The sequence below is a fragment of the Parafilimonas sp. genome, from assembly GCF_047606085.1.
Classification (GTDB): domain Bacteria; phylum Bacteroidota; class Bacteroidia; order Chitinophagales; family Chitinophagaceae; genus Parafilimonas.
Window position 1 is genome coordinate 1 of the sequence record NZ_JASGEX010000228.1, and the last position, 23,668, is coordinate 23,668.

A 23,668-nucleotide genomic window follows, 5' to 3' on the forward strand; every position below is an offset into this window, starting at 1 on the left:
ACATCTTTTTTAGAATAAGCAGCATTAATTTCATCAATTGTCATCAATTTCCCATCCACATAAATCATGGGATTAAACATATCATAAGAATTCCAGCCATCGCTTTTGAAAATATAAACAGCATTTTTTTTTGAATTACAACAAGCCCTTTCAACGCTGCCTCTTTTTCTATTTGTATGGCCTTTGCGTTTTCCGATGCATCCCCTTCAAAACCTTGTTTTGCCCTGCGCAGTTCTTTCATTATGTCTTCGTAACTGGCTTCATGGCCGATATAATTGCTTGTAGCTGCAAAAGGATTAACGTCAGAGCGGGCGGTGTTCAAAGGGCTTAAACCCATATTGGCAATAACGGACTATGCCTTTTCATTTTTGACAATTCCTGAAGCTGAAGCAACGAAATTTTCAAATCCCTCCTTAGTAACACTTAATGAAGAATGCGAATCAAGGGTTGAAATAGAGTAAAAAGATAAAAGCGGTTTGAAGCCTTTGAAAAACAGACAGGCAGTAAGATGCTGACAGCTGTAAAAGCCGTAAAAGGCATGACCGGCAGAGTAAAACAGTTCAATAAAGCCGCAGATGATTTGTGGTCAAAAGCCGTATCAACAGTACGGCAGCCGGTTGAATCGTTATTCAACTGGCAGATTGAAAAGACAGATATTCAAAGAGCCTCAAAAGTTCGTTCAACGAAAGGGTTGCTGGTGCATGTGTTTGGAAAAATGGCTGCGGCTTTTCTCGGAGCTTATTTATTTAACTCTTGATTCGCATTATTAATGTTAATTGCGGAGCATCTTCTTTTTTCCAGGGGCGCAGGTAGATTTCAGAATTCATTGGTTTGGCTGGCTTATGAACGGCAATTAATTCAATAAGGCATTATTCAATACATGCAGCGCTAGATCTTTCAGATGCATAGGCACATATATTTCTATATCACCAAAAACAAGGTAGCTGCTGTCTTGCCTGTTTAAAATAATAACATGTATATTATTTTCCTCAAGCTTACCCTTAATAATGCTGGCCTCAAGATAATTTTTTGTGCTGTATAATTTAAACCAGCCCTGCATAATTTTTTATGCAATATTCATCATTAAAAGGAAGAAGAGGTCAAGAATAGCTAAAAATAAAATAATAAGGCTTAATGTGTTTTGAGCTCTTCTTGCTTTGATAAGCTGTTCTCCCCGCGTAGTATAAATGCTATACCTGCTAAAATAAAACCACTCGCCGGGGTTTTGAAACTGCGACCTGGCTAAAAAAAAATAAGTTTTTACTATAAGAAAACCCCCAATAATTGCAGAAGTTATATAAAAGATGGTATAATATCCATTCATATAAACGGAGTCATGTTTTTTGATAAAATTCAAATCTATTCATTAGCGGCATGATAATGCAATATTCAAATTTTTATTCAATGCCCAGTTCTTCCTGTATCTGTTCCAGCGCCTTTCCTTTTGTTTCAGGCATTCTGGTTAAAACCCAAATAAGCTGCATTGCCATCATAAATGCGAAAAAGGCAAAAATAGGCCAGGGGTTATCTTTAAAAATACCATTGTCTTTATCCAGAAATACCGGCGTTATTAATGTGATGAATGCCGCAAAAACCCAATGCGTGCTTGCCCCGAAAGCCTGGCCCATGGCACGCACTTTATTGGGAAATATTTCTGAAATAAATACCCATATCACAGCGCCCTGTCCTATTGCATGTGCCGCTATGAACATGGCGAGAAACGTAATAAGCAAGGTGGGGCTTGCCTGGCTGAAAAAGCACCAGGCCACCATAGCCAGGCTTATTATATAACCTATGGAACCAAAAATAAGCAATGTTTTTCTCCCCAGGCGATCAATTAAATACAAGCCGGCAAACGTAAATACAAGATTGGTGCTGCCGATTATGATTGAACTTGACAAAGATTCTTTTGCTGCCAGGCCGGCCCTTTCCAGAATTTCAGGCGCATAATACAAAATAAAATTAATGCCCGACCATTGATTAAAAAATGCCACCATAAACGCCAGCCATAAAACAACGCTGTATTTCCTGCTAAAGAAAGAAGATGTTTGCCCGGCGGTTTCTTCATGTTTTAAACCAGATTGAATCTGGCTTATTTCTCCGCTCACATTTTCAATGCCAAGTTTTTCCAGTATTTTTTTTGCCCCATCTACATCGTTTTTTCTGCTTATCAGCCAGCGCGGGCTTTCGGGAATGCCTAAAACCAATATGGAATAGATGAGGGAAGGAATCGCCATTACACCCAACATATAACGCCAGTCGTTTTCACCGCCAACGCCTTTTAAAAAATAGTTTGACAAATAGGCAATCAAGATACCAAACACAATATTGAACTGGTACATAGCTACCAGCCTGCCTCGCGATGAAGGCGTTGAAATCTCTGAAATATACGTTGGTGCAGCCACCGAGGAAATACCAATACCCAGGCCTCCTATAAACCTGAATAAAGAAAATATATATGGGTTATCTGCCAGCGCTGACCCAAGTGATGATATCGTAAATAAAATGCCCACCCATATCAGTGTTTTTTTTCTGCCATACACATCGGTTGGCCAGCCGCCAGATACGGCGCCCACTACAGTGCCCCACAGTGCCATTGACATAATAAAAAAACCATGAAACCATGGTGAAGTATGCCATAATTCTTTTATCGGCAGGTTAGCGCCCGATATAACAACAGTATCAAACCCGAAAATAAAACCTGCCAATGCTACGGCTAAAGAAATACCGAATAAATTTTTCCCTTTCGCTGAAATGACCGGCGTATCAATACTGGCTTGCATAGTTATATGTAATAATGAATGGCTGTAAGCAATATGGTTTTTAAGAACCCCACCAAAATACAATGTTATTTGCAAGCCGGAGATATTTTTTCGATAATAAGAAAAATAAAAACCCGGCCTGGAAAAGCCGGGACATATAATAAATGAGAAAATTGCGTGTGTAAGAAGATTCAATTGTAACAATAATTACCAAGCCATGCGCGCGGATCAAGGGAAGTGGCTTTTTTTATCTCCAATGGAAATTCCCCATATTGGAGCTGTATGAAAGAAAAACCGGGCCGCATTTGCCACAGGTATAGCCTGGAATTTTCAGGGCCCTCAAATACTTCCGGTAAAACTTCACAGATCAGGCCATTGGCGCAAATTTCTTCCATCTGTTCCTGCACCGTCATCTTTACAGAAAAGCAGGCTTCTTTGCTGCACCATTCCCTTTGTGCAAAAGAATTATTGGTTACAAGCAGGATTTCTTTTTGAGTAGCATTTGTTTTCATCTTCCCATCTTTTTAAATACCGGTCGGCTCGTGATAGCGGTCTGGCCGCAGAATACCGTTCAAAACAACCTTACCTATTATTAGACGCTGATTCATACAAAAGGATACATCAGCAATAAAAAAAATCAGTTAAAAAGTAGCAGTCGTTTTGCTAAACTTATTTTAGTTTGAAAACTAAATTTCTTAGCTTTGCAATCTTTAAATAATACTACAAAATGAAAAACGATAAAGAGAAAGATCTTGGTTCAGATAAGCTCAAGGCGCTTAAGCTAACGATTGAAAAAATTGACAAAGACTTCGGCAAGGGCAGTGTAATGATGATGAATGAGCGGGCTGAACAGCAAATGGAAGTTATTTCAACCGGCTCAATTGGCCTGGATATAGCTTTAGGAGTTGGCGGCCTTCCCCGTGGCCGTGTTGTTGAAATTTATGGCCCTGAATCAAGCGGTAAAACAACCATCGCCACACACGTAATTGCGCAGGCGCAAAAGAAAGGGGGCATTTGCGCCATTATAGATGCAGAACACGCATTTGACAGCGCTTATGCCCAAAAGCTTGGAGTTGACATTGACAACCTTTTAATCTCACAGCCGGATTATGGCGAACAGGCATTGGAAATTGCAGACCGCTTAATTCTTTCTGGCGCATTGGATGTAGTGGTGATTGACTCTGTGGCAGCGCTTGTGCCAAAGGGCGAACTGGAGGGAGAAATGGGCGACAGCAAAATGGGTCTGCAGGCAAGGTTAATGAGCCAGGCTTTACGTAAGCTTACAGCCACCATCAGCAAAACCAATACTGTATGTATTTTTATTAATCAGTTGCGTGAAAAGATCGGCGTTATGTTTGGCAACCCGGAAACCACAACCGGCGGTAATGCCTTAAAGTTTTACAGTTCTGTAAGGCTGGATATCCGCCGCACTTCCCAAATTAAAGATGGTGATGAAGCCATTGGCAACCGTGTTAAAGTAAAAGTGGTTAAAAATAAAGTGGCCCCGCCATTCCGCAGCGCGGAATTTGATATCATTTTTGGTGAAGGCATCAGCAAGATTGGTGAGATCATAGATATGGGTGTTGAAATGAATATCGTTCAAAAAAGCGGAAGCTGGTTTAGTTACGAAGGCAACAAACTTGGCCAGGGCCGTGATGCGGTAAAAGCCCTGCTTGCCGACAATGATGAATTAGCGAATGAGATTGAGGGAAAGATAAGAAACAGGCTCATAGCATTGCAAACCGGAGGCACCGAAGAGTAAAAAACAATAATGATTTTTAAAAGATGCTGCCGCAGAAATATATGGGCAGCCTCTTTTATTTCTATCCCGGCACCCTTGAAATATATTTTTCAATTTCCTTTATCTGGTCAACCACCTGTTTCGTAGTGGGTTTGCAGGCCTTAGCTTTTCTGAAGAAATCTTTTGCAGCGCGAAACTCACGTTTATTCATAAATATCTGGCACATGCTTAAAAAGGCAATCGCCTCGCTTTCTTTATCGGGAATGCCGGCGCGAATAGCAGCCCGCATATAACCTTCAGCAGTTTTCATATCGCCTTTCTGCATGGCCATCATGCCTAATTGCAGTTTGTTAGCGCCTTCAGCCTCCGGCATAGGCGCCCCCAGCGAGGCGCTTTTCTTTAAATGTTTTTCAGCCGTATCAAAATCCTGCTTCATCATGGCCATATTGCCCTTTACGGTATAATAGGTTGAACGGATGGGTTTGTACAATAAACTGGGAAACCATATACTGTCAAGTATTTTTTCCACTTCTTCAATATTGCCATTTTCCATAGGCTCCTGCAATAAACGCATAGGGCCAATAAAGAAATGGCTTAATAAACCAATGAGCCCTACAAAATATAAGGGAAATACAGGCCAGAAGCCTGAAACAGTTAAATTTAAAACAACGCCAATTACAATAGCAAGCATACTAAGCCAGAACCGGTATTTGATCAAAAGATTATAAAACTTCATACGCTCAATTTTCGAGCGGCGAAGATAATAGGTTTAGTGCGCACTGCCGCTATCAAAATTTGTCATCATTCACCTCAATCCAATAGCCATCGGGGTCCTGCAGATAAATCTGTTTGATGCCATCCGGCCGCACCTGCGGATCCTTACTCGTTTGATTCCAGTTGCCATATTTAATATGGAAGGAATCAAGATGTTCCGCAAAACTTTCTACGGAAGGCACACTGAAAGCAAAGTGGATATTTATATCATGCGGAATCTTTTCTTTTGCGCCGGATACAACATGCAGCTCATTGTGTTCCCCTATTTTAAACCAGGTATGGTGGTTATCGTGAAAAGGTTCCGTTATTTCCTGCAACTGCATAACATCCCGGTAAAAAGCGCTGCTTTTTTTAAGGTCAACAACATACACGGTAAGATGGTTAAAATGCTGCTGCGCTTTTAAAGCTGATACATAAATAATAAGGCAAAATGCAATCAATATTATTTTTTTCATGCGGTGATTTTTATACAATGTAAAACCAATTGCTACAAAACGCTTTTCGGATAATCGAAAAACCAAAACTCTTTCTTTGCAGTTTTAAAATCCTTCCAGCTACCGGTTTGTATGTGCACAGCGTAAATGGCGCAGGTGGGCATATCATCAACATGCACATTGGTCAGGCTATTGGCAAAAGCCGTAATGCCGGGGTTGTGCGAGAATACAGCGGCTGTTGCACAATCATCACTCAAAGCCATTACAGCCTTATAAAATTTATCAACCGAAGCCTCATATAATTCCGGCCATTTAATGATGTTCTTTTTTTTAATATCGAATTCTTCGGCAAAAAATTTTGCCGTAGTAAACGCACGGTTTGCAGGGCTTGAAATGATTGCGTCGAGCTTAACGCCTTTTTCTTTACAGATGCGTTTCGCCATTTCGGGCGCATCTTTTTTACCGCGGTTATTCAATGGGCGGTCAAAGTCTTTTTGAGAAAGATCGTCCCAACTGCTTTTTGCATGACGGATTATGAGAAGCGATTTAATAGAAACTATTTTTTACGGTGAATAAAACAGCTTTAGCTGATTGCCCTTTCCGCAACAGGCTGGTTTATCATTTCCCGAACCGCGTTTGCAATGGCTGCGGCATCGTAATGGCATTCATTATGCAATTCTTTCAAAGTGCCATGCTCCACAATCCTGTCCGGGATGCCAAGTATTTTTACACCAGCCTGATAGTTATGGGCATTCATAAATTCCAGCACGGCGCTGCCAAAACCGCCCACAACCGTACCATCTTCAACCGTAACTATTTTATCAAATTTGCTGAACACTTCGTGCAGTAAAGCCTCGTCAACCGGCTTTACAAAACGCAGGTCGTAATGCGCCGGGTTAATGCCTTCCGTTTTTAACGCGCGAATGGCCATGGCGGCAAAATTGCCGGGATGGCCAAAGCTAAGAATAGCAATACCTTCGCCATCTTTCAGCTTTCTTCCTTTACCAATCTCAATTTCTTTAAAAGGCGTTTTCCACTCGGGCATTACGCCTTCGCCGCGGGGGTAACGTATTACAAAAGGATACTTGTTCTTATCGAGTTGCGCCGTGTACATCAGATTGCGCAGTTCGCTTTCATTCATAGGTGCGCTCACCACCATGTTGGGTATGCAGCGCATATATGGAATATCATAAGCGCCATGGTGTGTGGGGCCATCTTCGCCCACAAGCCCCGCCCTGTCCAGGCAAAATATCACCGGCAGTTTTTGAATGGCCACATCGTGAATTACCTGGTCGTAAGCCCGTTGCATAAACGAAGAATAAATATTGCAGAAAACACGCAGGCCCTGGGTGGCAAGCCCGGCACTTAGGGTTACCGCGTGCTGTTCGGTAATGCCCACATCAAATGCCCTGTGAGGCATGGCTTCCATCATGAATTTTAAAGATGAGCCGCTGGGCATGGCGGGCGTAATACCCATTATTTTATCGTTCTTTTTTGCCAGTTCTATGATGGAATGGCCGAAAACATCCTGGTATTTTGGCGACTGGGGCAGATCGAATTTTTTCTTATAAATTTCGCCTGTTACTTTATCAAATAAACCGGGCGCATGCCATTTGGTTTGATCTTTTTCAGCCAAAGCATACCCTTTTCCTTTTACCGTGATGATATGCAAAAGCTTGGGTCCCGGAATTTTTTTAAGATCAGACAGCGTATCAACCAGCTTGGTGATGTTATGACCATCAATTGGGCCGAAATACCTGAAATTCAATGTCTCGAACAGGTTGCTGCTTTTGCTTACCATTCCCTTAATGCCGCTTTCGAGCTTGGCCGCCATATCGCGGGTAAACCTTTTGCCTACGGGCAATTTGCCGAGTAGCTTCCATACATCATCCCGCATTTTATTATAGGCGGGAGAAGTGGTGATGTCGGTAAGGTATTCTTTCAGCGCCCCCACATTAGGGTCAATGCTCATACAGTTGTCATTCAAAATAACCAGCAGGTCGGCATCGGCAACGCCGGCATGGTTCAGGCCTTCAAAAGCAAGGCCGGCCGTCATAGCGCCATCGCCAATTACAGCCACTGCTTTGCGGTCTGTTTCACCTTTATATTTGGCCGCCATGGCCATGCCCAAAGCTGCAGAAATAGAAGTGGAAGAATGGCCTACGCCAAAAGTATCATATTCGCTTTCAGACCTTTTGGGAAAACCGCTGATGCCGTTGTATTTGCGGTTGGTGATGAAATTGTCTCTTCTGCCGGTTAAAATTTTATGGCCGTAAGCCTGGTGGCCAACATCCCAAACGAGCTGGTCGTAAGGCGTATTGTAAATGTAGTGAAGCGCCACCGATAACTCCACCACCCCAAGGCTGGCTGCAAAATGACCGCCGTAAACGCTTACTACGTCAATAATGTAATGCCTTAATTCGTCGCAAACCTGGAAGAGTTCATCCCTGGAAATTTTTTTCAAATCAGCAGGGGAGTTGATCTGGCTTAACAAAGGACCGGCGGAAATCTGCATTCAAAAACTGGTTAAGAATTGTAAAATTAATGATTTCAAAAATTTTGGGTGGAAAATAAATGCGGATGGTTTTGCGGGTTACAGCAACCGCGCTGAGTGAGGTTATTTTGGGTGGTAAAGGCCGGGTGCCGGTATAGGCCTTCAATATAAGGCTTGTATCATTTTGTACCTGCATCACCTCTCCACCGCCTTCACTTTGCCCGGAAAGGCTGAATCGCCCGTAAAATTCATCAGGCCCAGCTTATCCACATTACTGCTTTCAAGCGCATGCGCAAAATACGCCGGCGGATTGTCGCCCCATTTTACGGAGCAATTTCTTACCATAATCTCTCCCGCCGTATCAAAAAAAAATCCTGATGTGCGGCCTTTTACAAAACCTTCCGCCTGGCTGGGACGGCGATCGTACATACCGCCGGGCAATGCAGTTGTTTTACTGATAAAAACATCTACATTATCGAAAATGATATTATCAACCTTGTCTTTCAGCTCACCGCTTATGTACACACCATTCTCGCTGAAGCATTTAATGTTGCTGAACGTAATATTTTTCACCACGCCTACCTTTCCTTCCGTTGCGCCTGGCGGAAAACGCCGGCCTGCATCTTTATTATTCAGGCTTGCCCGGCGGTAAGCGGTAACATAAATGGGCTCCGCTTTGCCCCACCACACATCGCTGAACAAATGGCTTTCAATAATCATATTGGAAAAGACAACATCGCTCACCACGCCTTCATCCCTGTTCTGAATGCCAACCCCGCGGTTGCTGTTTTTAATGATGCAGTTATTAAACAGCACCTGCCGTATCGTATCCATATTCTCCGAGCCTATTTTAATGGCGCAGCTTCTCGATGTCATGGTGCAGTTAGAAACCACCACGTTTTCGCATCGCCCAAACTCCTGGTATTCCCGCCTGTTTTTCAGGCAGATGCAATCATCGCCGCTCTCAATATAACAATCGCTGATGCGCACATTTTTGCTATGGTCAATATCAATGCCATCACTGTTGCGCACTTTTAAGCTGTTAAGCAGCGTAATGCCCGAAACCACTATATCGTTACAACCGGCAAGGTGAATGGTCCAGTAAGCAGAATTGCCAATATGCAGGTTATTGATGCGCACATTTTTGCAGCCGGTTAATGTAAGCACATGCGGCCTCGGATCGAGCGTATTGAAAGGCTTTAATTCATAGGAATCTTCCAGTTCCTTACCCATAAAGGCAATGCCGTTGCCATCAATGCTGCCACCGCCTGAGATGGTGATGTTACCGGCATTTTCAGCGCCGATCCATATTGTTCCTTCACCGGGATTATTTCTGAAAGCGCTTTTGGTGTATAATTTTTCGTCATAAACAGCCTTTACGGTGGCGCCGGTTTCTACAAAAAATTCCACGTTGCTTTTAAGGTTGAAAGGGCCGGCCATAAACATGAAAGGTGCGGGCACCACTACTTTTCCGCCGCCAGCTTTTGAACAGGCATCAATGGCTTTCTGAATGGCTGCGGCATCATTGGTTTTGCCATCGCCTTTGGCGCCATAGCTTTTTATGTTGAAAGATTGCAGCGCTGTTGTTTGCAGCGCCAGCAGCATAGTAACCGCCAATAAAAAATGTTTTTGCATGAGTGTTATTTTGATGATAACCCTTTTGGCTGTGCGTTTATTTCATTTCCCCAACCGGATGGTTTGGATTGAAGCCAGATATGGAGCTCGCCGCCGTTAATAATGTCTTTATGCTGTAAATAATTATTTGTGTAACCCGTTCCGTTCAATTCCGCCCTGCTGATGTACAAAGCCGCATCATTTGCTTTATGGCAGATGATCTTAAACATTTTATTGCCGGGCAGTCGTATGGCAACGCTGTCAAACAAGGGCGAGCACATCAGGTAATTTCCCGAAACGGGATCCAGCGGATAAAAACCAATGGCCGCAAAAACATACCAGGCACTCATTTGCCCTGCATCATCGTTGCCGCTTAAACCACCTGGCCCGTCGCTGTATTCATCATTCAAAATTTGCCGTACCGCTTTTTGTGTTTTCCACGGAGATGCCGTGTAGTTGTACATGAATGGAATTTGATGCCCCGGCTCGTTGCCATGCCAGTATTCCCCTTTCAGAAATAAACTGTCCAGGGCGTTTTCCAAAGCTTTCCTGCCGCCCATTAAACCAGCGAGGCCGGGCACATCCTGCGGCACATAAAATGTGTATTGGCGCGGCGTGCCTTCGGTTATAAAAAAGGGCCGCACATCGGCATTAAACCCCTTATACCACGAACCATCCGCATAACGCCCGTTTACCAGTTTGTGGTTTGGGTCAAATACATTTTTATAGTTGAATGCCCGTTTGTACAGCGCCGCATAATCATCTTTTTTGCCCAGCGCTTTTGCCATTACCGATAAGGTGTAATCGTCATACGCATATTCCAGCGTGCGGCTTACCTGTTCTTTTTTATGAAACGCCAGCGGCACACTGTCTTCTATCGGAATGTAGCCATATTTAAGGTAAGAAGCCAATGCGCGCCTGCCCTTTCCATCTGCATAATCTTTTTCATCCGCCACAGTAAAAGCATTTTGCCGCATTAGGCGATAAGCTTCGGGCGCATCGTAATTGCGGATGTTTTTAGTATAGGCTGATGCGATAAAAGCGGCAGAATGGTCGCCTGTCATGGCGGCGGTGTAGCTGTTCCAGCAGGGGAAAATGGGCAGCCAGCCGCCCTGCTGGCCTTTCCATATAAGCGATTGAACAAAATCGCCGGCCCGTTCCGGGTCGAGCAATTCAAGCAAAGGCAACTGCGCCCGGTAAATATCCCACATAGAAAAATCGTCATAATAATTGCGGCTGTCGCTGTTCATCAATTCATACCGGCTATTAAATTTTGGATAGGCTCCGTCCACATCGTTATACAACCTCGGCTGCTGCATGGCATGGTACATAGCCGTATAAAATATCTTTTTATCTTTTTCATTTTTTGCTGAGATGGCGATGGCCGAAAGCGCACCGTTCCATGCCTGAACGGCCTCTTTCATTACAGCATCAAAACTTTTATCGCCGGTTTCTTTTTCGAGATTGGTTTCCGCACCTTTCAAACTGCTGAAGGAGGTGCCGGTTTTTACAATAATCTGTTCGCCTTTCTTCAATGTAAAACCTGCAAAGGCGCCAATGTTCTTTCCGTCTTTTATACTGTCTTTATAAAAAATTTCTGCCTGGCTGAATGTGCCTTTTACAGAAAACGGCCTTTCTATTTTTATATAAAACCAGCCGTTAAACCCGGCAGGCTGTCCCCAGTTCTGGTAAATGCGGTGCACGGGACTATAGCCGTAAATAACGTTTTTTCCCGCATCCACTTTTATAAAACCTTTTCCATAATCGCTGTTGGGCATAACCAGCAGGTACAAACTATCATCGCTGTTTGCCGTAAAGCGCATCAGGCCGCAGCGCAGGGTTGAAGTGATCTCTGCCGCAAATTTTTCCGTGGCTATTTTATAATATGCAGGCGTTGTTTCTTCCTGCTGATGTAAAAATGCAACGGCATATTCATTAGGGTTTGTGGAAAGCTTTCCAACAACCGGCATCATGGTGAAGCTGCCATAATCCTGCATGCAGGAGCCGTTTATCCAGTGTGTGCCGCGAAAGCCGGTGAACAGGCTGTCTGTATAAATATATGGCGGCATGCATTTGGTTTCGCCGGTGCGGGTTTGCGCTGTCCACTGCGCCATGCCAAAAGGCAAGCCCACCGCCGGAATGGTATTGGCATTTTTTTCTGAGCCGGCTTCGCTGTGCTTTAATGCGCTTACTGTGGTTGACGGCGCCGTGCCGGCAAGCGGCTGCACGTATTGTATTAAATGCTGCGCCGGCAGCGCATTATTGAACAGGATGCATACTAAAAGCGCCAGTTTAAATTTATGCCTGCCGGCTGCAGCAATAATATTCAATATTTGTTTCGGGGTATATTTCATTCGTACAGGTTTGTTTTTTCAATGGTCTCATGGAACCTCGCTATGTACATTCCCCTGTGTGAGAAAAAATTATCATGCTCGGTTTCATTTTTGTATTACCCCGCCTTTTACCTGCCATATCAGTAGCCTGTATTCTGAACCAGCAGGCTATTTGTCGTAAGTGCCGTTGTAGGTATGGGGAAGAGGCGGCGATATGTATCTGTATTGGTTTTGAAGCCATAAATATCTTCAAATTTTCCAAAGCGTATCATATCTGTCCTGTGCACGCATTCCCAGTCGAGCTCCCGGCATCTTTCCTCGTAAAGCTCTTCGAGGCTTACTGAGGTCCATTGAGAAGAAGTTGACCTGTTATCGCGTATCTCATTTACAAGGGATAGTGCTGTTTGGCCGGAAGTGGCTGTGCCCCCGCGAAGAATGGCTTCCGCTTTCGTAAGCAAAATTTCGGAGTAGCGGAATACAGGGGCATCATTGTTCTGGTTCCTGGTAGAGGAACTGGCATCGGGATAAAATTTAATATTCCTGGCGCCCTGGTTCCAGGCTATTTCATCATTACCGCAATCAAACAATGATGTGCTTTGCCTTAATTGAATGGCTGTATCTATGCTTAGATCGTATATATAGGTATCGCTTCCATCCGTACCGCTATAAAACTGGTTATAGCCCAGATTAGTAGTTGCCACCTGTATGGGATTGCCATCATCCCAGTATTGCGGGCCATAGAGCCATTGGCTTAACCTGATATCGTTCGTATCTTCCAAAAAGTAGTTAAGAAAGCTGGATAAAGTCGCCCTTGGGCCGCTGGGCTTGCTGTTTACAAGCCCGTTCCCCGTAGTTTGGTTTACAATGGGGTCAACATTCGTTCCTACGGTTGAGCCGACATACCCGTATTTCATCCCCAGGTTCCTGTTAAGATCGTAACGGGCGTAAAATAAGTAACCGCTTGATACGGAAGCATCGTAAGGAATGGCAAAAATGAATTCCGTCTGGGTGGATGGCCCATTGTCCGGATAAAACATATCCAGATACGTGCTGCGTGGCTGCACAGAATACATACCGGAGTTAATAATGGTGTCGCAGGCGGCAATGCAGTCATCATACCTGGATGTGCCGGTATATATTTCCGCATTAAGGTATAACCTGGCCAGTAATGCATAAGCAAAATATTTGGTAGGTTTACCATAAGTGGAAGCATCCACATCTGTTTCCAGATAAGGGATGGCCGCTTCAAGCTCTGACTCCACAAAATTAAATACCTCTTCGCGGCTGGCTTTTGCCTGCAGGCCGGTGCTGGGATAAGTAGTATCCAAAGGCACGCCGCCAAACAAATCCATCAGTTCCCAATAAGCATAAGCCCGCATGGCCCTTACCTCGGCCAGGCTGGTATTTTTTGTATCGCCGTCAGCAGCTTCATCCAGGAGGTACAGGGTTTGATTGCAGGTACCCACCAGGCCGGTAGCGTCGTCCCAGGCTGTAGTAATCCAGTTATGGTCAGCCGTCCAGGTATGCCAGTGCAAATTCGCGTAACTGGCGCCATCGTACCAGTTGCCGCCATAGGCCGGCAGTATGGCCTCATCGGTAGAACATTCTGATACAAAAAAATAAGTAAGGGCAAAGTGGCCTCGCAAGCTGGTATATACCGGGCCGATAAGCGCCTGAAACTGTTCTTCCGTTTGTGGAAAAACATCCGACGTATATAAAGATGTTGGGGTTACGTCTATTTTATGGCAGGCGTTCAATTCTATAAAAACTATGATTGGAACGATATATTTAAAAAACTTTTTCATCCGTAAATGTTTTATTTTTTTTAATTGTCGGATGGAACCTTTGATGATAAAAATTTTCATTCACTAGTGTGATATAAACGAAAATTTTTATCATGTCTGTTTCATCTGTTACTTTTTAATAATTAAAACTTAGCTTATTAAAAACCCACGTTTACACCAAGCACGATGGTGCGCGTTTTAGGATAGAAATTGCTGCCATCCACACCAAGCCCTACGCCGCCCTGGTTAATTTCGGGGTCAATGCCGGAATATTTAGTGATAACAAACACATTGTTTGAGGTTAAATAAAACCGGAGATTGGTTATATAACCACCATCCTTCACAGGCAGGCGGTAACTGAAGGTGGCATTGTCTAATCGTATATAAGAGCCGTTTTCGATGTACCGGGTAGAGTAAGCATTGTTTTCCGCGTCCGTCATTAAATCGTTGGCTGCATGAACACTTATATTATTGGTAGTAGCATTGGGCGTATAAGACAGATCAGCCCTGGTTACATTGAATATCTTGCCGCCAAATGCGCCCCTGAAAAAGAAATTAAGATCGAAGTTCTTATAGCTCAGCGTATTATTCCATCCCAGTAATAATTTTGGATGCGGGCTGCCCACATAAAAATAGTCGGTGCCAATGGTAGGTGAAGTGGTTAAGGTGCCGTCGTGCGTTAAGAACTGGGAGTTGCCATCGGCATCTTTGCCCGCATATTTAAGCGTGAAAAACTCGCCAATGGCATGGCCAACTTTAAGAATTTGCAGCGTGCTGTTGGTTTGGCCGGGCCCGTCGGGCTGGGTATAACGGATAGAATCAGAATTTACACCATATTTAGCCGGGCCATTCATATCCAATATCAGGTTTTGATTGGAAGCAAGGTTTACCGTAGTGTTCCAGGCAAAATTTTTGGTTTTTACCGGTGTGGCCGATAGGCTAAGCTCAATACCCCTGTTGCGCACTTTTCCGCCATTGCCCCACACATAACCGCCGGGCACGATGGTGCTGCTTACGGTATAATCAAAGATCATATTGGTGGTTATTTTTTCGTACAGATCCAACGTTCCTGACACCTTCCCCTTAAACAAACCAAAGTCAAGCCCTATATTGCTGGTAGAGGTAACCTCCCATTTTAAGTCGGGGTTGGAGCCCTGCGTTACGCCGATAGCCGTTTCGTAAACCCCATCGTTATAATAGGTTCCGTAACTGCTAAATAGCTGTTTAGCCGTATAAGCGCCAAAACCGAAGGCATTACCGGTTTGGCCATAGCTCAGCCTAAGTTTCAGGTCGCTGATAACAGCACTGTTTTTCATAAAACCTTCCTGATCTATTCTCCAGGCCAGGCCCACAGAAGGGAAATAGCCCCACTGGTTGTTTTCTCCAAATACAGAGCTGCCATCCCGGCGAACAGACGCCTGCATCAGGTATTTGTTATTATAGGAATAGTTAAGCCTGAAGAAGTCTGAAATAAACCGGGTTGTTTGATAAACCGTGCTGCCAAAATCCACCGTATAGCTGCTTACAGCGGCATAGTTGCCCAGGGCGAGGTTATAGTAGCTGGTATAGTCTGAAACAAAGTTGGTATTGCTGGCCTGCAGCCCGTCGCCGGAATTATTTTCCTGCCATGAATAACCCAGTACGGCATTAATGGAATGAAGCTTTATTTTTTTATCCCAGGTAAGGTAAGATTCTATGGTAGTGGAATTACTTTGGTAAGAGCTTCTGTAGGCTGATCCGTTTTCTCCAAAAGACAGCAGGCTTTTGGTGGTAAATCCGGGATCGGGATTATTGTAAAAACTGCCGGTATTATAGTAATCGGAATAATAGCTGTTATAATATTCACCATGAAGGGAAGTGTTTCTCTGGAAGGCCGCATTCAGGTTGTATTTAAATCCCCAGGGCAAAGTGGCTTCAGCGGTAAAGTTGCCTAAAAGGGTATTGTATTTTGTTTCATCCGTGGCATTATTTATTAAAGACACGGGGTTAAAATACCCGGTGGTATTAAAGTTCTCAAAATAAGTGCCGTCATCTTCATACACCGGCGATACCGGCATGTATTTGGCAGCCTGCTTCAATACCACGTTGCGCAAAGGTGTATTAATGGCCTTGCTGCCTGAGTTGGTAACATTAAGCCCCAGTTTCAGCTTATCCTTCAGCGCCCTATGTTCCAGGCTCAGGCGGGCTATCATTCTCCTTAAATTGCTTTTTAGTAAAATGCCTTCCTTATCGAGGTAATTAAGGCTGGCGCTGTAGGTGCTTTTTTCGTTGCCCCCGCTAAAAGAAAGGTTGTGGTTGTGCGATATTGCCTGCGGGCGCTCTATGGCCCTCATCCAATCAGTGTTGGCATCTAAGTCGTCAGTTGGTAATATGGTGTTACCATTGCTGGTTACATAATTCCTTATCTGGGTTGTATCCATCACATCCAGCGAGCCTGTTACTTTTTCAAGGCCCACATACCCGTCATACGAGGTTTGCGTTCTTCCGCTTTTGCCTTTTTTAGTAGTAATGATGATGACGCCGTTAGAAGCTTTGTTTCCATAAATGGCTGTGGCGGCAGCGTCTTTCAATACGTCAATGGAAGCAATGTCGGACGGGGCGATGGTAGCAATATCAGCCCCGGGAATGCCGTCAATCACATAAAACGGCCCCTGCGGGCTGTTGATGGTAGAAGCGCCGCGCATAACCACTGCGGCAGAAGCATTAGGATCGCCGCTGGCAGTAATGTTCAGCCCCGGCACCTTGCCCTGCAACAGCTGGCCTATATCGCTGGTTACGGCGCGGTTAAGGTCTTCTGGCTTTACGGTAACAACCGAGCTGGAAAGGTTTTTTCTTGAGGTCTGGCCATAGCCCACTACCACCACATCGCCAAGGGCGCTAACGGAAGCCTGCATAACAATATTATAGTTTGCCGCCGGCCCTACCTTAACCTGCTGTTCGGTAAAGGAAACCGAGCTAAAAACAAGTATATCGCCGTTGCCGGCCTTAATTGAATAATTACCATTGGCGTCTGTACTGGTTGCAGCGGCCTTTTTTTGAATAGAAACGGTTATGCCCGGCAGCGGGTTTCCGGCAGAGTCTGTTACTTTCCCGCTAATCGTTCTGTATTCCTGCGCCCGCAGGAGCACAGGCGTCAGCAAAAAGCAGATCATAATCATTAACAACCTGCCTTCCGGCCTTTTTTTGCATAGTAATTTCATAAAACTTTTTTAATGAACAAGACTGATTTTTAATTGTTGTTTTGACACTTATTTTTTTGACACAAATTTCTTCATATCTTGATTTTAATTGGAGTAAACGCAGGCAGTTACCTGATTAAAATAATTGAGAAATTGCTGAATAAATACAACAGGCTTTAGCAGCAGGCAGGCTAACAGATATGTTTTGTTGGTATGTTAAAGCTAAAAGATAAAAAAACAGGCTTCGTCCGGCAATTGCAAACAGGTACTTGTTACTATTCTTCATTAACACTTTGGATGGCCGCATGTTAGTATTTTAATCGGGATGCAATTTTTGGTTTTTTTTAATTCATTTTGTTAAAAACAAACATTTTATTTACGAAACCGGTTTCGTAAATAAAACAGCAGTGCTGTACAATAAGCAGTCTCTTAAATAATGGCCTCCGGATAATATGCCGTGTAAATGAAAAAACTAAATATAAGGGAGCTGGCAAAATCGCTTGGGCTTTCGGCTTCTACCGTTTCAAAGGCGCTGAAAGACAGTTATGAAATAAGCAATGCAACCAAGCAAAAAGTGCTGGAAGCAGCCGAGCGGCTTGATTATACACCCAATCCTTACGCAAGCAGCCTTAGAAAAAAACGCAGCAAAACCATTGCCGTAATAATGCCGGAAGTGGCAGACAATTTTTTTTCTCTTGCTATTAATGGCATTCAGTCAATAGCAAAAACAAAAGGCTATCATGTATTAATTTATCTTTCCCATGATAAATTCGAGCATGAGAAAATGATCGTGGAAGATTGCCGCAGCGGGCGCGTGGATGGCGTTCTGATTTCCATTTCTGGCGAAACAACATCAGCGGAGCATTGCCTTAAACTAAGATCGGAAAAAATACCGGTTGTTTTTTTTGACCGGGAATTGGAAAACCTTGATATTCCAAAAGTTATTACTAACGATTATGACTGCGGCAATACGGCAACCCGGCATTTGCTGGAAAGGGGCTGTAAAAACCCTGTTTTTCTTTCCCTATCATCCTCCCTGTCAATATGTGCAAAAAGGGCAAAAGGATTTGCGGCTGCTTTATGCGAAACAGGCATTAATCCCGAAAGAAAAATAATTGCCTGCGATGGCAATGAAGACGCTGTTATAGCCGAAATAAAAAAACTGCTTTTAAGCAGCCACCGGCCGGATGGTTTTGTGGCTTCAGTGGAAAGGCTTGCTTTCCAGGTATATATTGCGTCGGAGGAAATAGGCATAAAGATTCCTGACGATATAAAGATCGTAGCTTTTTCCACCGTTGAAACGGCCCCTATTCTTAACCCATCGCTTACCACCATTACACAGCCGGCATTTCAAATGGGAAGGGCCGCGGCCGAACTGCTCTTCAGAAATATTGAAAAACCCTATCTTGATTTATCCCGCGAACGCATAGAGCTTCCTTCCAAACTGATTATAAGAAACTCTTCGGGCGGCAACCGCGTTATTAACTGAGCTGCGGGCAATCTTTTAAAATTTTTAACCAGATACCCTTTCCATTAACCATTGATAAAAATTGCTTTATGCTACGCTTATATAAGTTTATAAATTTGTACAGCATGCAAAAAAAGCAATTAGCATATTGGTGGTGTCAGTTTGCCGGATGGGCATTTTATGGCGCATCCCTCCTGTTTTTCACCTGGGTTTTTCATTTAGACCTGTCGGCCATATTTGTAGCCCGCATTTTACTGGCTATGTCTTTCGGCTTGGTTTTTACCCATTTGCTGCGGCTTATCATTCTTCGTTTAAAACTTACGCCACCTATTTTTGGCAGGCAATGGCTACAGCTTTTCGGGTTAACGTTATTGGTTTGCATAGCTTACAGTTACATCAGCAGCACCATTGTAGAATGGTTGCATTTGTACGATCCTAAAATTAAGGCCAGCATTCCCGAACGCTTTTTTTTAAACCTCGCCAACGATTCTCCCATTATTCTTGTTTGGCTTTCCATTTATTATTTATGGCATTACATAGAAAATTCACGCAATACAAAAATTGACAGCGTAAAAATGGAAAGCCTGGTAAAAGAGCTACAGCTTAAAACCATAAAAGCGCACATCAACCCGCATTTTATTTTTAATGCTTTAAACAGCATTCGCGCATTGGTTGATGAAAACCCGGAACGTGCCCGCACAGCTATAACCGAGCTTAGCAATATTTTACGCAGCAGCATGCAGGCCGAAAAAACAGAAACCACCTCGCTTGAAAAAGAACTGAGCATAGTGAAAGATTACCTTGAACTGGAACAAATCCGTTTTGAAGACCGGCTGCGGGTAGAATATGAAATTGATGAAGACACGCTCGACCAGCAGGTTCCGCCCATGATGCTGCAAACACTGGTAGAAAATGCCATTAAACACGGCATAAGCAAACAAATAAACGGTGGCTTAATACGGGTTATTTCCGATTTTACCGACAGCCATCATGAGCTTATTGTAGAAAACACCGGTCATCTTAATGGCGCCAGTAACCTTGATGGTTTCGGTATTGCCAGCACTATAAACCGGCTGAAATTATTATACGGCAACGATGCTGATTTTGAAATAAAAAATATAAACGGTAATATGGTAAAAGCAAGGGTTATTTTACCGGTTACTGCTATTTCATTTTTAAAATAAATGTAATGTCACTTAAAGCTATTATTGTAGATGATGAGCGCCTGGCAAGAGCAGAGTTAAAAAAATTATTGCAGGCATATCCTGATATTGATATTGTAGATGAAGCTGCCAATGCAGAGGAAGGCGTTGAAAAGATAGAGTCGCAAAATCCCGATATTGTTTTCCTCGACATTCAGATGCCCGGCAAAACAGGTTTTGATATGCTCTCCGATCTGGAAAAAGCGCCGCATGTAATTTTTACCACGGCGTATGATGAATATGCTTTAAAAGCATTTGAAGTAAATGCGCTGGATTATCTGTTAAAACCGATAGAGCCCAGGCGCCTTGCCGATGCCGTGCATAAACTGCATGATGAAATAAGTAAGGAGCGCATAGGCATTAACGGCAATAATAACCGGGGCCCGCTTACCGAAGCCGACCAGGTTTTTGTAAAAGACGGCGAACGCTGCTGGTTTGTAAAACTGAATGAGATCCGTTTGTTTGAAAGTGTGGGCAATTATGCCAAGGTTTTCTTCGGCAGCAATAAACCGCTTATTTTAAAATCGCTCAATTCACTGGAAGAACGTTTGGATGACCGTGTTTTCTTTCGCGCCAACCGCAAACATATTATTAACCTGCGCTGGATTGAAAAAATTGAGCCCTATTTCAATGGCGGTTTGCTGGTAGAATTAAAAGGCGGGGAAAAGATAGAGGTAAGCCGCAGGCAAACAGTTAAGTTCAAGGAAATGATGAGCTTTTAAGTTGCTGCTTTTCCGTGCTGAAATCATTGCAGCCTTTAGAACAAACAGGAATTGCCGGGTAAATCCTGTTAAAAACCGGTGATTTCCAATCCTTTTATATCCTTCAGCTTCTCCAGCATTTCCTGCTGTTTATTTTTAGGGATGCCGGCTTCCACTATGCAAAACAACTGCAGTTCCTGTTTACTTATTTCGCAATCGTATTGTTTTACCAGTTTCATTACATTATGCACCAGCATATAATCAAACTGCAGGCGGTAAAAAACCAATACCGGTTTTTGTATGATGGCTGATTGTTCCAGTGCAAGCGCTGCCGAGGTTTTATAAGCGTGTATCAGGCCGGGCACACCTAATAATGTGCCGCCAAAATAACGTACCACAACAATCAGCACATTCGTTAAGCCGCAGCCATCTATTTGTCCTAATATCGGCCTGCCTGCAGAACCGGAAGGCTCGCCATCATCGCTTACCCTGAAATTTATTCCGTCAGTACCAAGCCGGTAAGCAAAACAATGATGGCTGGCTTTGGGATGTTCTTTCTTTAACCGGGCACGGTAATTTTTAAATTCATCCATTGTATGAATGGGGTAAACAAAAGCAATAAACCTGCTGCCGCGGTCTTTAAATTCTGCTGTTGAGGGTTTGTTTATTGTTCTATAAAAATCGGCGCTCATTTATTTATTTTTAAGAGTGTAATGCTATGAACAAAAGTGCAATAATATGCAAGCTCATTAAACGGCAGAAAGTTCATTGTGTTAACGATGTTTCTGCCGTTGAGATAGATATAAATGGGGGCATTTCAAATTTTCGCTTCATACGCAGCATTCTGGTCAGTGAGACACCGGTCGGTAGCGGGTTCTACAGGCGGGTGTCCACCCATCTGCGAAAATTTAAAATACACCCATATAAATTGATAAATCCTGCATTTGATTATCTTTAATAATAAGCCGGGCAAGCAATGCAAGCATCATTTCTGAAAATTGGTTCTAAAAATCAGATAACATGAAGATAGAAGTGAAAAATATTTCCAGGAAGTTTGGTTCTAACACAGTCTTTGCTTTTTTAAACCTGCATATAGAAGGAGGAACGGTGTATTGCTTATTAGGGCGTAATGGCGCTGGCAAAAGCACGCTATTAAATATAATAGCTAACTTGTTAGAACCAGATGAAGGAGATATTATAATTAATGATCACCTGACATTTAATAATCCAAACCCGCTAGAATTAAAGAGAGCGATGGGTGTTCAAAGCCAATTTGATCAGGTGATTGGAGAGTTGAATGCATGCGACTATCTGAAATTTATAGGGTTGCTTTACAAAATGAAGAAAGATGAAATTAAACAGCAAACAGACAATTTGCTTAATTATTTCTTTGATGAAGAAGAAAATCTGTCAAAAGCCATACAAGATTATTCATCAGGCATGAAAAGAAAAATAGCTATTTGTGCAGCGATCATACATAAACCCAGCATATTGATTTTAGATGAACCGTTTGCAAATCTTGACCCTGTTGCTTCAGATAAGCTATGCAAATTGATTAATGCTTATATTAATCAGGAACGAATAATACTTGTATCTTCTCATGATTTATTGTATGTTGATAAGATAGCTACCCACATAGGAATTCTGGATTATGGTAAACTGGTTTTTAATGACAGTTTGAATGTTTTCAAGAATAGTGAAAAAGAAGGATTGGATACCAATCTTCTAAGATATTTGAAGCCAAAGTATAAAGACATTGGGTTGCTTATATAAATTCAGTTAACTTATGCAATTATTGTTATTCTTATTTATAAAGCGTGCAAAAAATTTTTTTTCCATCCGTAATTGGAAATCAATATTGGGTATCACTGCATTCTTTATATTGATGCAGTTTAATGCTTTTGTGGCCGGATATTTATACAATCATGCTGTTCAATTTAAAGGTGTAATAAATCCGGTTGATGTTTTACGTTTAATGGAGTCGCTCGTATTGCTTATGCCCGTTGTATTTAAATTCTTTCCTTCTTTTGCTTCCAAAAAAATAATTATTTCGAATCAATATCCGGTTAATAAAATACAAATTATCTTAATTGATCTTTTTGGTTACATTTTTTTTAAATCTGTTAATATATCTCTTTTAAGCGCAATATTCATTTTCTCAGCATTTGCGCATTGCGGATCTGTTGAATTATATAATTTGTTGCTTTTTTTTCTGACAGGCTTTTTATTAGCAGAAAGCATTGTTAATGCAATAACATGGAATAAAATGCCTTATCTGTTTGGATTGATTATTATTTCAGCCCTGATTTTGTATCTCTTGTATGATGCAAGTTATCTGAAGATAAATAAATTAATGTTATGCATGATTTTGGTTTTTATAGATATGTTGTTACTTATTGCTTATTATATTTTTTACGAAAACAGGTATCCTGCTTATTATCCATCTCTTAAACTTTTCAATAGCCTTTACAACGCTGTTTTTACAACGGTTTATCTGAAAATTGCATTTAAAAACAGCATTTATAGAAAGATGCTTGCCATTGGTTTCATTCTTAAGATCGGGATATTAATTTTATACATTACTCAAAACAAAATTAGTGAAGCCGGGAAGCCTTTTTTACTCAATCCGATAGTATATCTGTTTATATCTCCACTTATACTTTTTACATATATATACAATAATCTATGGGGCTATTTTAAATCTACGGCAATAAACATTTCACTGGCAAAATATGACGGAAAAGATTATTTTTTACTTTTCATAAAACTGCTTTTTCCGGCTCTTTTTATTGATGCTTTTTGTACTTTCTTAATTTTATTTTTATACAATCAGATTACATATAAAGTGCCTGTCGCTTATATAATGCTTTCTCTTCTTTATATTGTAGTCGGCTATATTACATCTTTATTAAAATTTAGCGAAGTAACTAAGGTGTTATCTCTCGATTTTAAAGGCAATACTTCACAAGTATCAGCACTTTTAGTTGTAAGTTTTGCATTTGGAATGTCGTTTGCCTCACAAGAATTAAAATACTTTTATTTGTATAATGTATTTATAATGACTATCCGTAATTTGGAAATAGCTAATTATATTAGTATTTTTGTCTAAAATAATTAGCTATGAATATGTCAGAATTTTTCAGCAGGTATGCCGATGAAGATAGCTGCCGCCGTTTTTTCAA

General features: G+C 42.3%; 21 protein-coding genes. 7 read left to right on the forward strand and 14 right to left on the reverse strand.

The annotated features are described in order from the left end of the window. Positions 1-64 precede the first annotated feature (64 nt). A complete protein-coding gene (locus QM629_RS20155) occupies positions 65-322 on the reverse strand; it encodes a hypothetical protein (protein ID WP_415161709.1) in 258 nt (85 codons plus the stop codon). Positions 323-508: 186 nt separating this feature from the next. Between QM629_RS20155 and QM629_RS20160 the strand changes: the two genes are divergently transcribed. Next, entirely contained in the window at positions 509-757 is a 249-nt protein-coding gene (locus QM629_RS20160) for a hypothetical protein (RefSeq protein ID WP_415161710.1), read from the forward strand. 96 nt (positions 758-853) lie between these two features. Here the strand turns inward: QM629_RS20160 and QM629_RS20165 are convergent, their stop codons facing one another. The 4 genes from QM629_RS20165 to QM629_RS20180 form a co-directional block, all read right to left on the reverse strand. Further along, on the reverse strand, positions 854-1,060 hold the full coding sequence (locus tag QM629_RS20165; RefSeq protein WP_415161711.1) for a putative signal transducing protein: 207 nt from the start codon (positions 1,058-1,060) through the stop codon (positions 854-856). 6 nt (positions 1,061-1,066) lie between these two features. Then, complete coding sequence (locus tag QM629_RS20170; RefSeq protein ID WP_415161712.1) at positions 1,067-1,324, reverse strand: hypothetical protein; 258 nt, start codon at positions 1,322-1,324, stop codon at positions 1,067-1,069. Between the two features lie 73 nt (positions 1,325-1,397). Beyond that, complete coding sequence (locus QM629_RS20175; protein ID WP_415161713.1) at positions 1,398-2,783, reverse strand: sugar porter family MFS transporter; 1,386 nt, start codon at positions 2,781-2,783, stop codon at positions 1,398-1,400. Positions 2,784-2,953: 170 nt separating this feature from the next. Continuing rightward, on the reverse strand, positions 2,954-3,274 hold the full coding sequence (locus tag QM629_RS20180; protein ID WP_415161714.1) for a hypothetical protein: 321 nt from the start codon (positions 3,272-3,274) through the stop codon (positions 2,954-2,956). Between the two features lie 215 nt (positions 3,275-3,489). Here QM629_RS20180 and recA point away from each other — a divergent pair, with 215 nt between their 5' ends. Then, on the forward strand, positions 3,490-4,524 hold the full coding sequence (gene recA / locus QM629_RS20185; RefSeq protein ID WP_415161715.1) for a recombinase RecA: 1,035 nt from the start codon (positions 3,490-3,492) through the stop codon (positions 4,522-4,524). Between the two features lie 61 nt (positions 4,525-4,585). Here recA and QM629_RS20190 read toward each other — a convergent pair whose 3' ends face one another. The 8 genes from QM629_RS20190 to QM629_RS20225 all read right to left on the reverse strand — a co-directional run bounded on the left by QM629_RS20190 (position 4,586) and on the right by QM629_RS20225 (position 17,136). Then, on the reverse strand, positions 4,586-5,239 hold the full coding sequence (locus tag QM629_RS20190) for a tetratricopeptide repeat protein (protein ID WP_415161716.1): 654 nt from the start codon (positions 5,237-5,239) through the stop codon (positions 4,586-4,588). A gap of 52 nt (positions 5,240-5,291) precedes the next feature. Next, positions 5,292-5,732: a VOC family protein gene (locus QM629_RS20195; RefSeq protein WP_415161717.1), complete on the reverse strand. Its 441-nt coding sequence runs from the start codon at positions 5,730-5,732 to the stop codon at positions 5,292-5,294. Between the two features lie 32 nt (positions 5,733-5,764). Next, positions 5,765-6,271: a SixA phosphatase family protein gene (locus tag QM629_RS20200; protein ID WP_415161729.1), complete on the reverse strand. Its 507-nt coding sequence runs from the start codon at positions 6,269-6,271 to the stop codon at positions 5,765-5,767. 23 nt (positions 6,272-6,294) lie between these two features. After that, a complete protein-coding gene (gene dxs, locus QM629_RS20205) occupies positions 6,295-8,226 on the reverse strand; it encodes a 1-deoxy-D-xylulose-5-phosphate synthase (RefSeq protein WP_415161718.1) in 1,932 nt (643 codons plus the stop codon). 174 nt (positions 8,227-8,400) lie between these two features. Then, a complete protein-coding gene (locus tag QM629_RS20210) occupies positions 8,401-9,840 on the reverse strand; it encodes a glycoside hydrolase family 28 protein (protein ID WP_415161719.1) in 1,440 nt (479 codons plus the stop codon). 5 nt (positions 9,841-9,845) lie between these two features. Beyond that, complete coding sequence (locus QM629_RS20215) at positions 9,846-12,173, reverse strand: GH92 family glycosyl hydrolase (protein ID WP_415161720.1); 2,328 nt, start codon at positions 12,171-12,173, stop codon at positions 9,846-9,848. A gap of 119 nt (positions 12,174-12,292) precedes the next feature. Beyond that, the gene (locus QM629_RS20220; RefSeq protein ID WP_415161721.1) at positions 12,293-13,957 is read right to left on the reverse strand and encodes a RagB/SusD family nutrient uptake outer membrane protein; all 1,665 of its coding nucleotides are present in this window, start codon (positions 13,955-13,957) and stop codon (positions 12,293-12,295) included. Positions 13,958-14,094: 137 nt separating this feature from the next. Then, the gene (locus QM629_RS20225) at positions 14,095-17,136 is read right to left on the reverse strand and encodes a SusC/RagA family TonB-linked outer membrane protein (protein WP_415161722.1); all 3,042 of its coding nucleotides are present in this window, start codon (positions 17,134-17,136) and stop codon (positions 14,095-14,097) included. Between the two features lie 442 nt (positions 17,137-17,578). Between QM629_RS20225 and QM629_RS20230 the strand changes: the two genes are divergently transcribed. From QM629_RS20230 to QM629_RS20240, 3 genes are all read left to right on the forward strand, one after another. After that, entirely contained in the window at positions 17,579-18,604 is a 1,026-nt protein-coding gene (locus tag QM629_RS20230; protein WP_415161723.1) for a LacI family DNA-binding transcriptional regulator, read from the forward strand. A 104-nt stretch (positions 18,605-18,708) separates the two neighbouring features. Continuing rightward, on the forward strand, positions 18,709-19,767 hold the full coding sequence (locus tag QM629_RS20235) for a sensor histidine kinase (RefSeq protein WP_415161724.1): 1,059 nt from the start codon (positions 18,709-18,711) through the stop codon (positions 19,765-19,767). A 5-nt stretch (positions 19,768-19,772) separates the two neighbouring features. Next, positions 19,773-20,507 carry a LytR/AlgR family response regulator transcription factor gene (locus QM629_RS20240; protein ID WP_415161725.1) on the forward strand — a complete coding sequence of 245 codons (735 nt, stop codon included), beginning with the start codon at positions 19,773-19,775 and terminating at the stop codon, positions 20,505-20,507. Positions 20,508-20,575: 68 nt separating this feature from the next. Here the strand turns inward: QM629_RS20240 and QM629_RS20245 are convergent, their stop codons facing one another. Continuing rightward, positions 20,576-21,178, reverse strand: coding sequence for an IMPACT family protein (locus tag QM629_RS20245; RefSeq protein ID WP_415161726.1), 603 nt, complete (start codon positions 21,176-21,178; stop codon positions 20,576-20,578). A 328-nt stretch (positions 21,179-21,506) separates the two neighbouring features. Between QM629_RS20245 and QM629_RS20250 the strand changes: the two genes are divergently transcribed. Further along, positions 21,507-22,259, forward strand: coding sequence for an ABC transporter ATP-binding protein (locus tag QM629_RS20250; RefSeq protein WP_415161727.1), 753 nt, complete (start codon positions 21,507-21,509; stop codon positions 22,257-22,259). A gap of 13 nt (positions 22,260-22,272) precedes the next feature. Next, on the forward strand, positions 22,273-23,595 hold the full coding sequence (locus tag QM629_RS20255; protein ID WP_415161728.1) for a hypothetical protein: 1,323 nt from the start codon (positions 22,273-22,275) through the stop codon (positions 23,593-23,595). Positions 23,596-23,668: the final 73 nt, after the last annotated feature.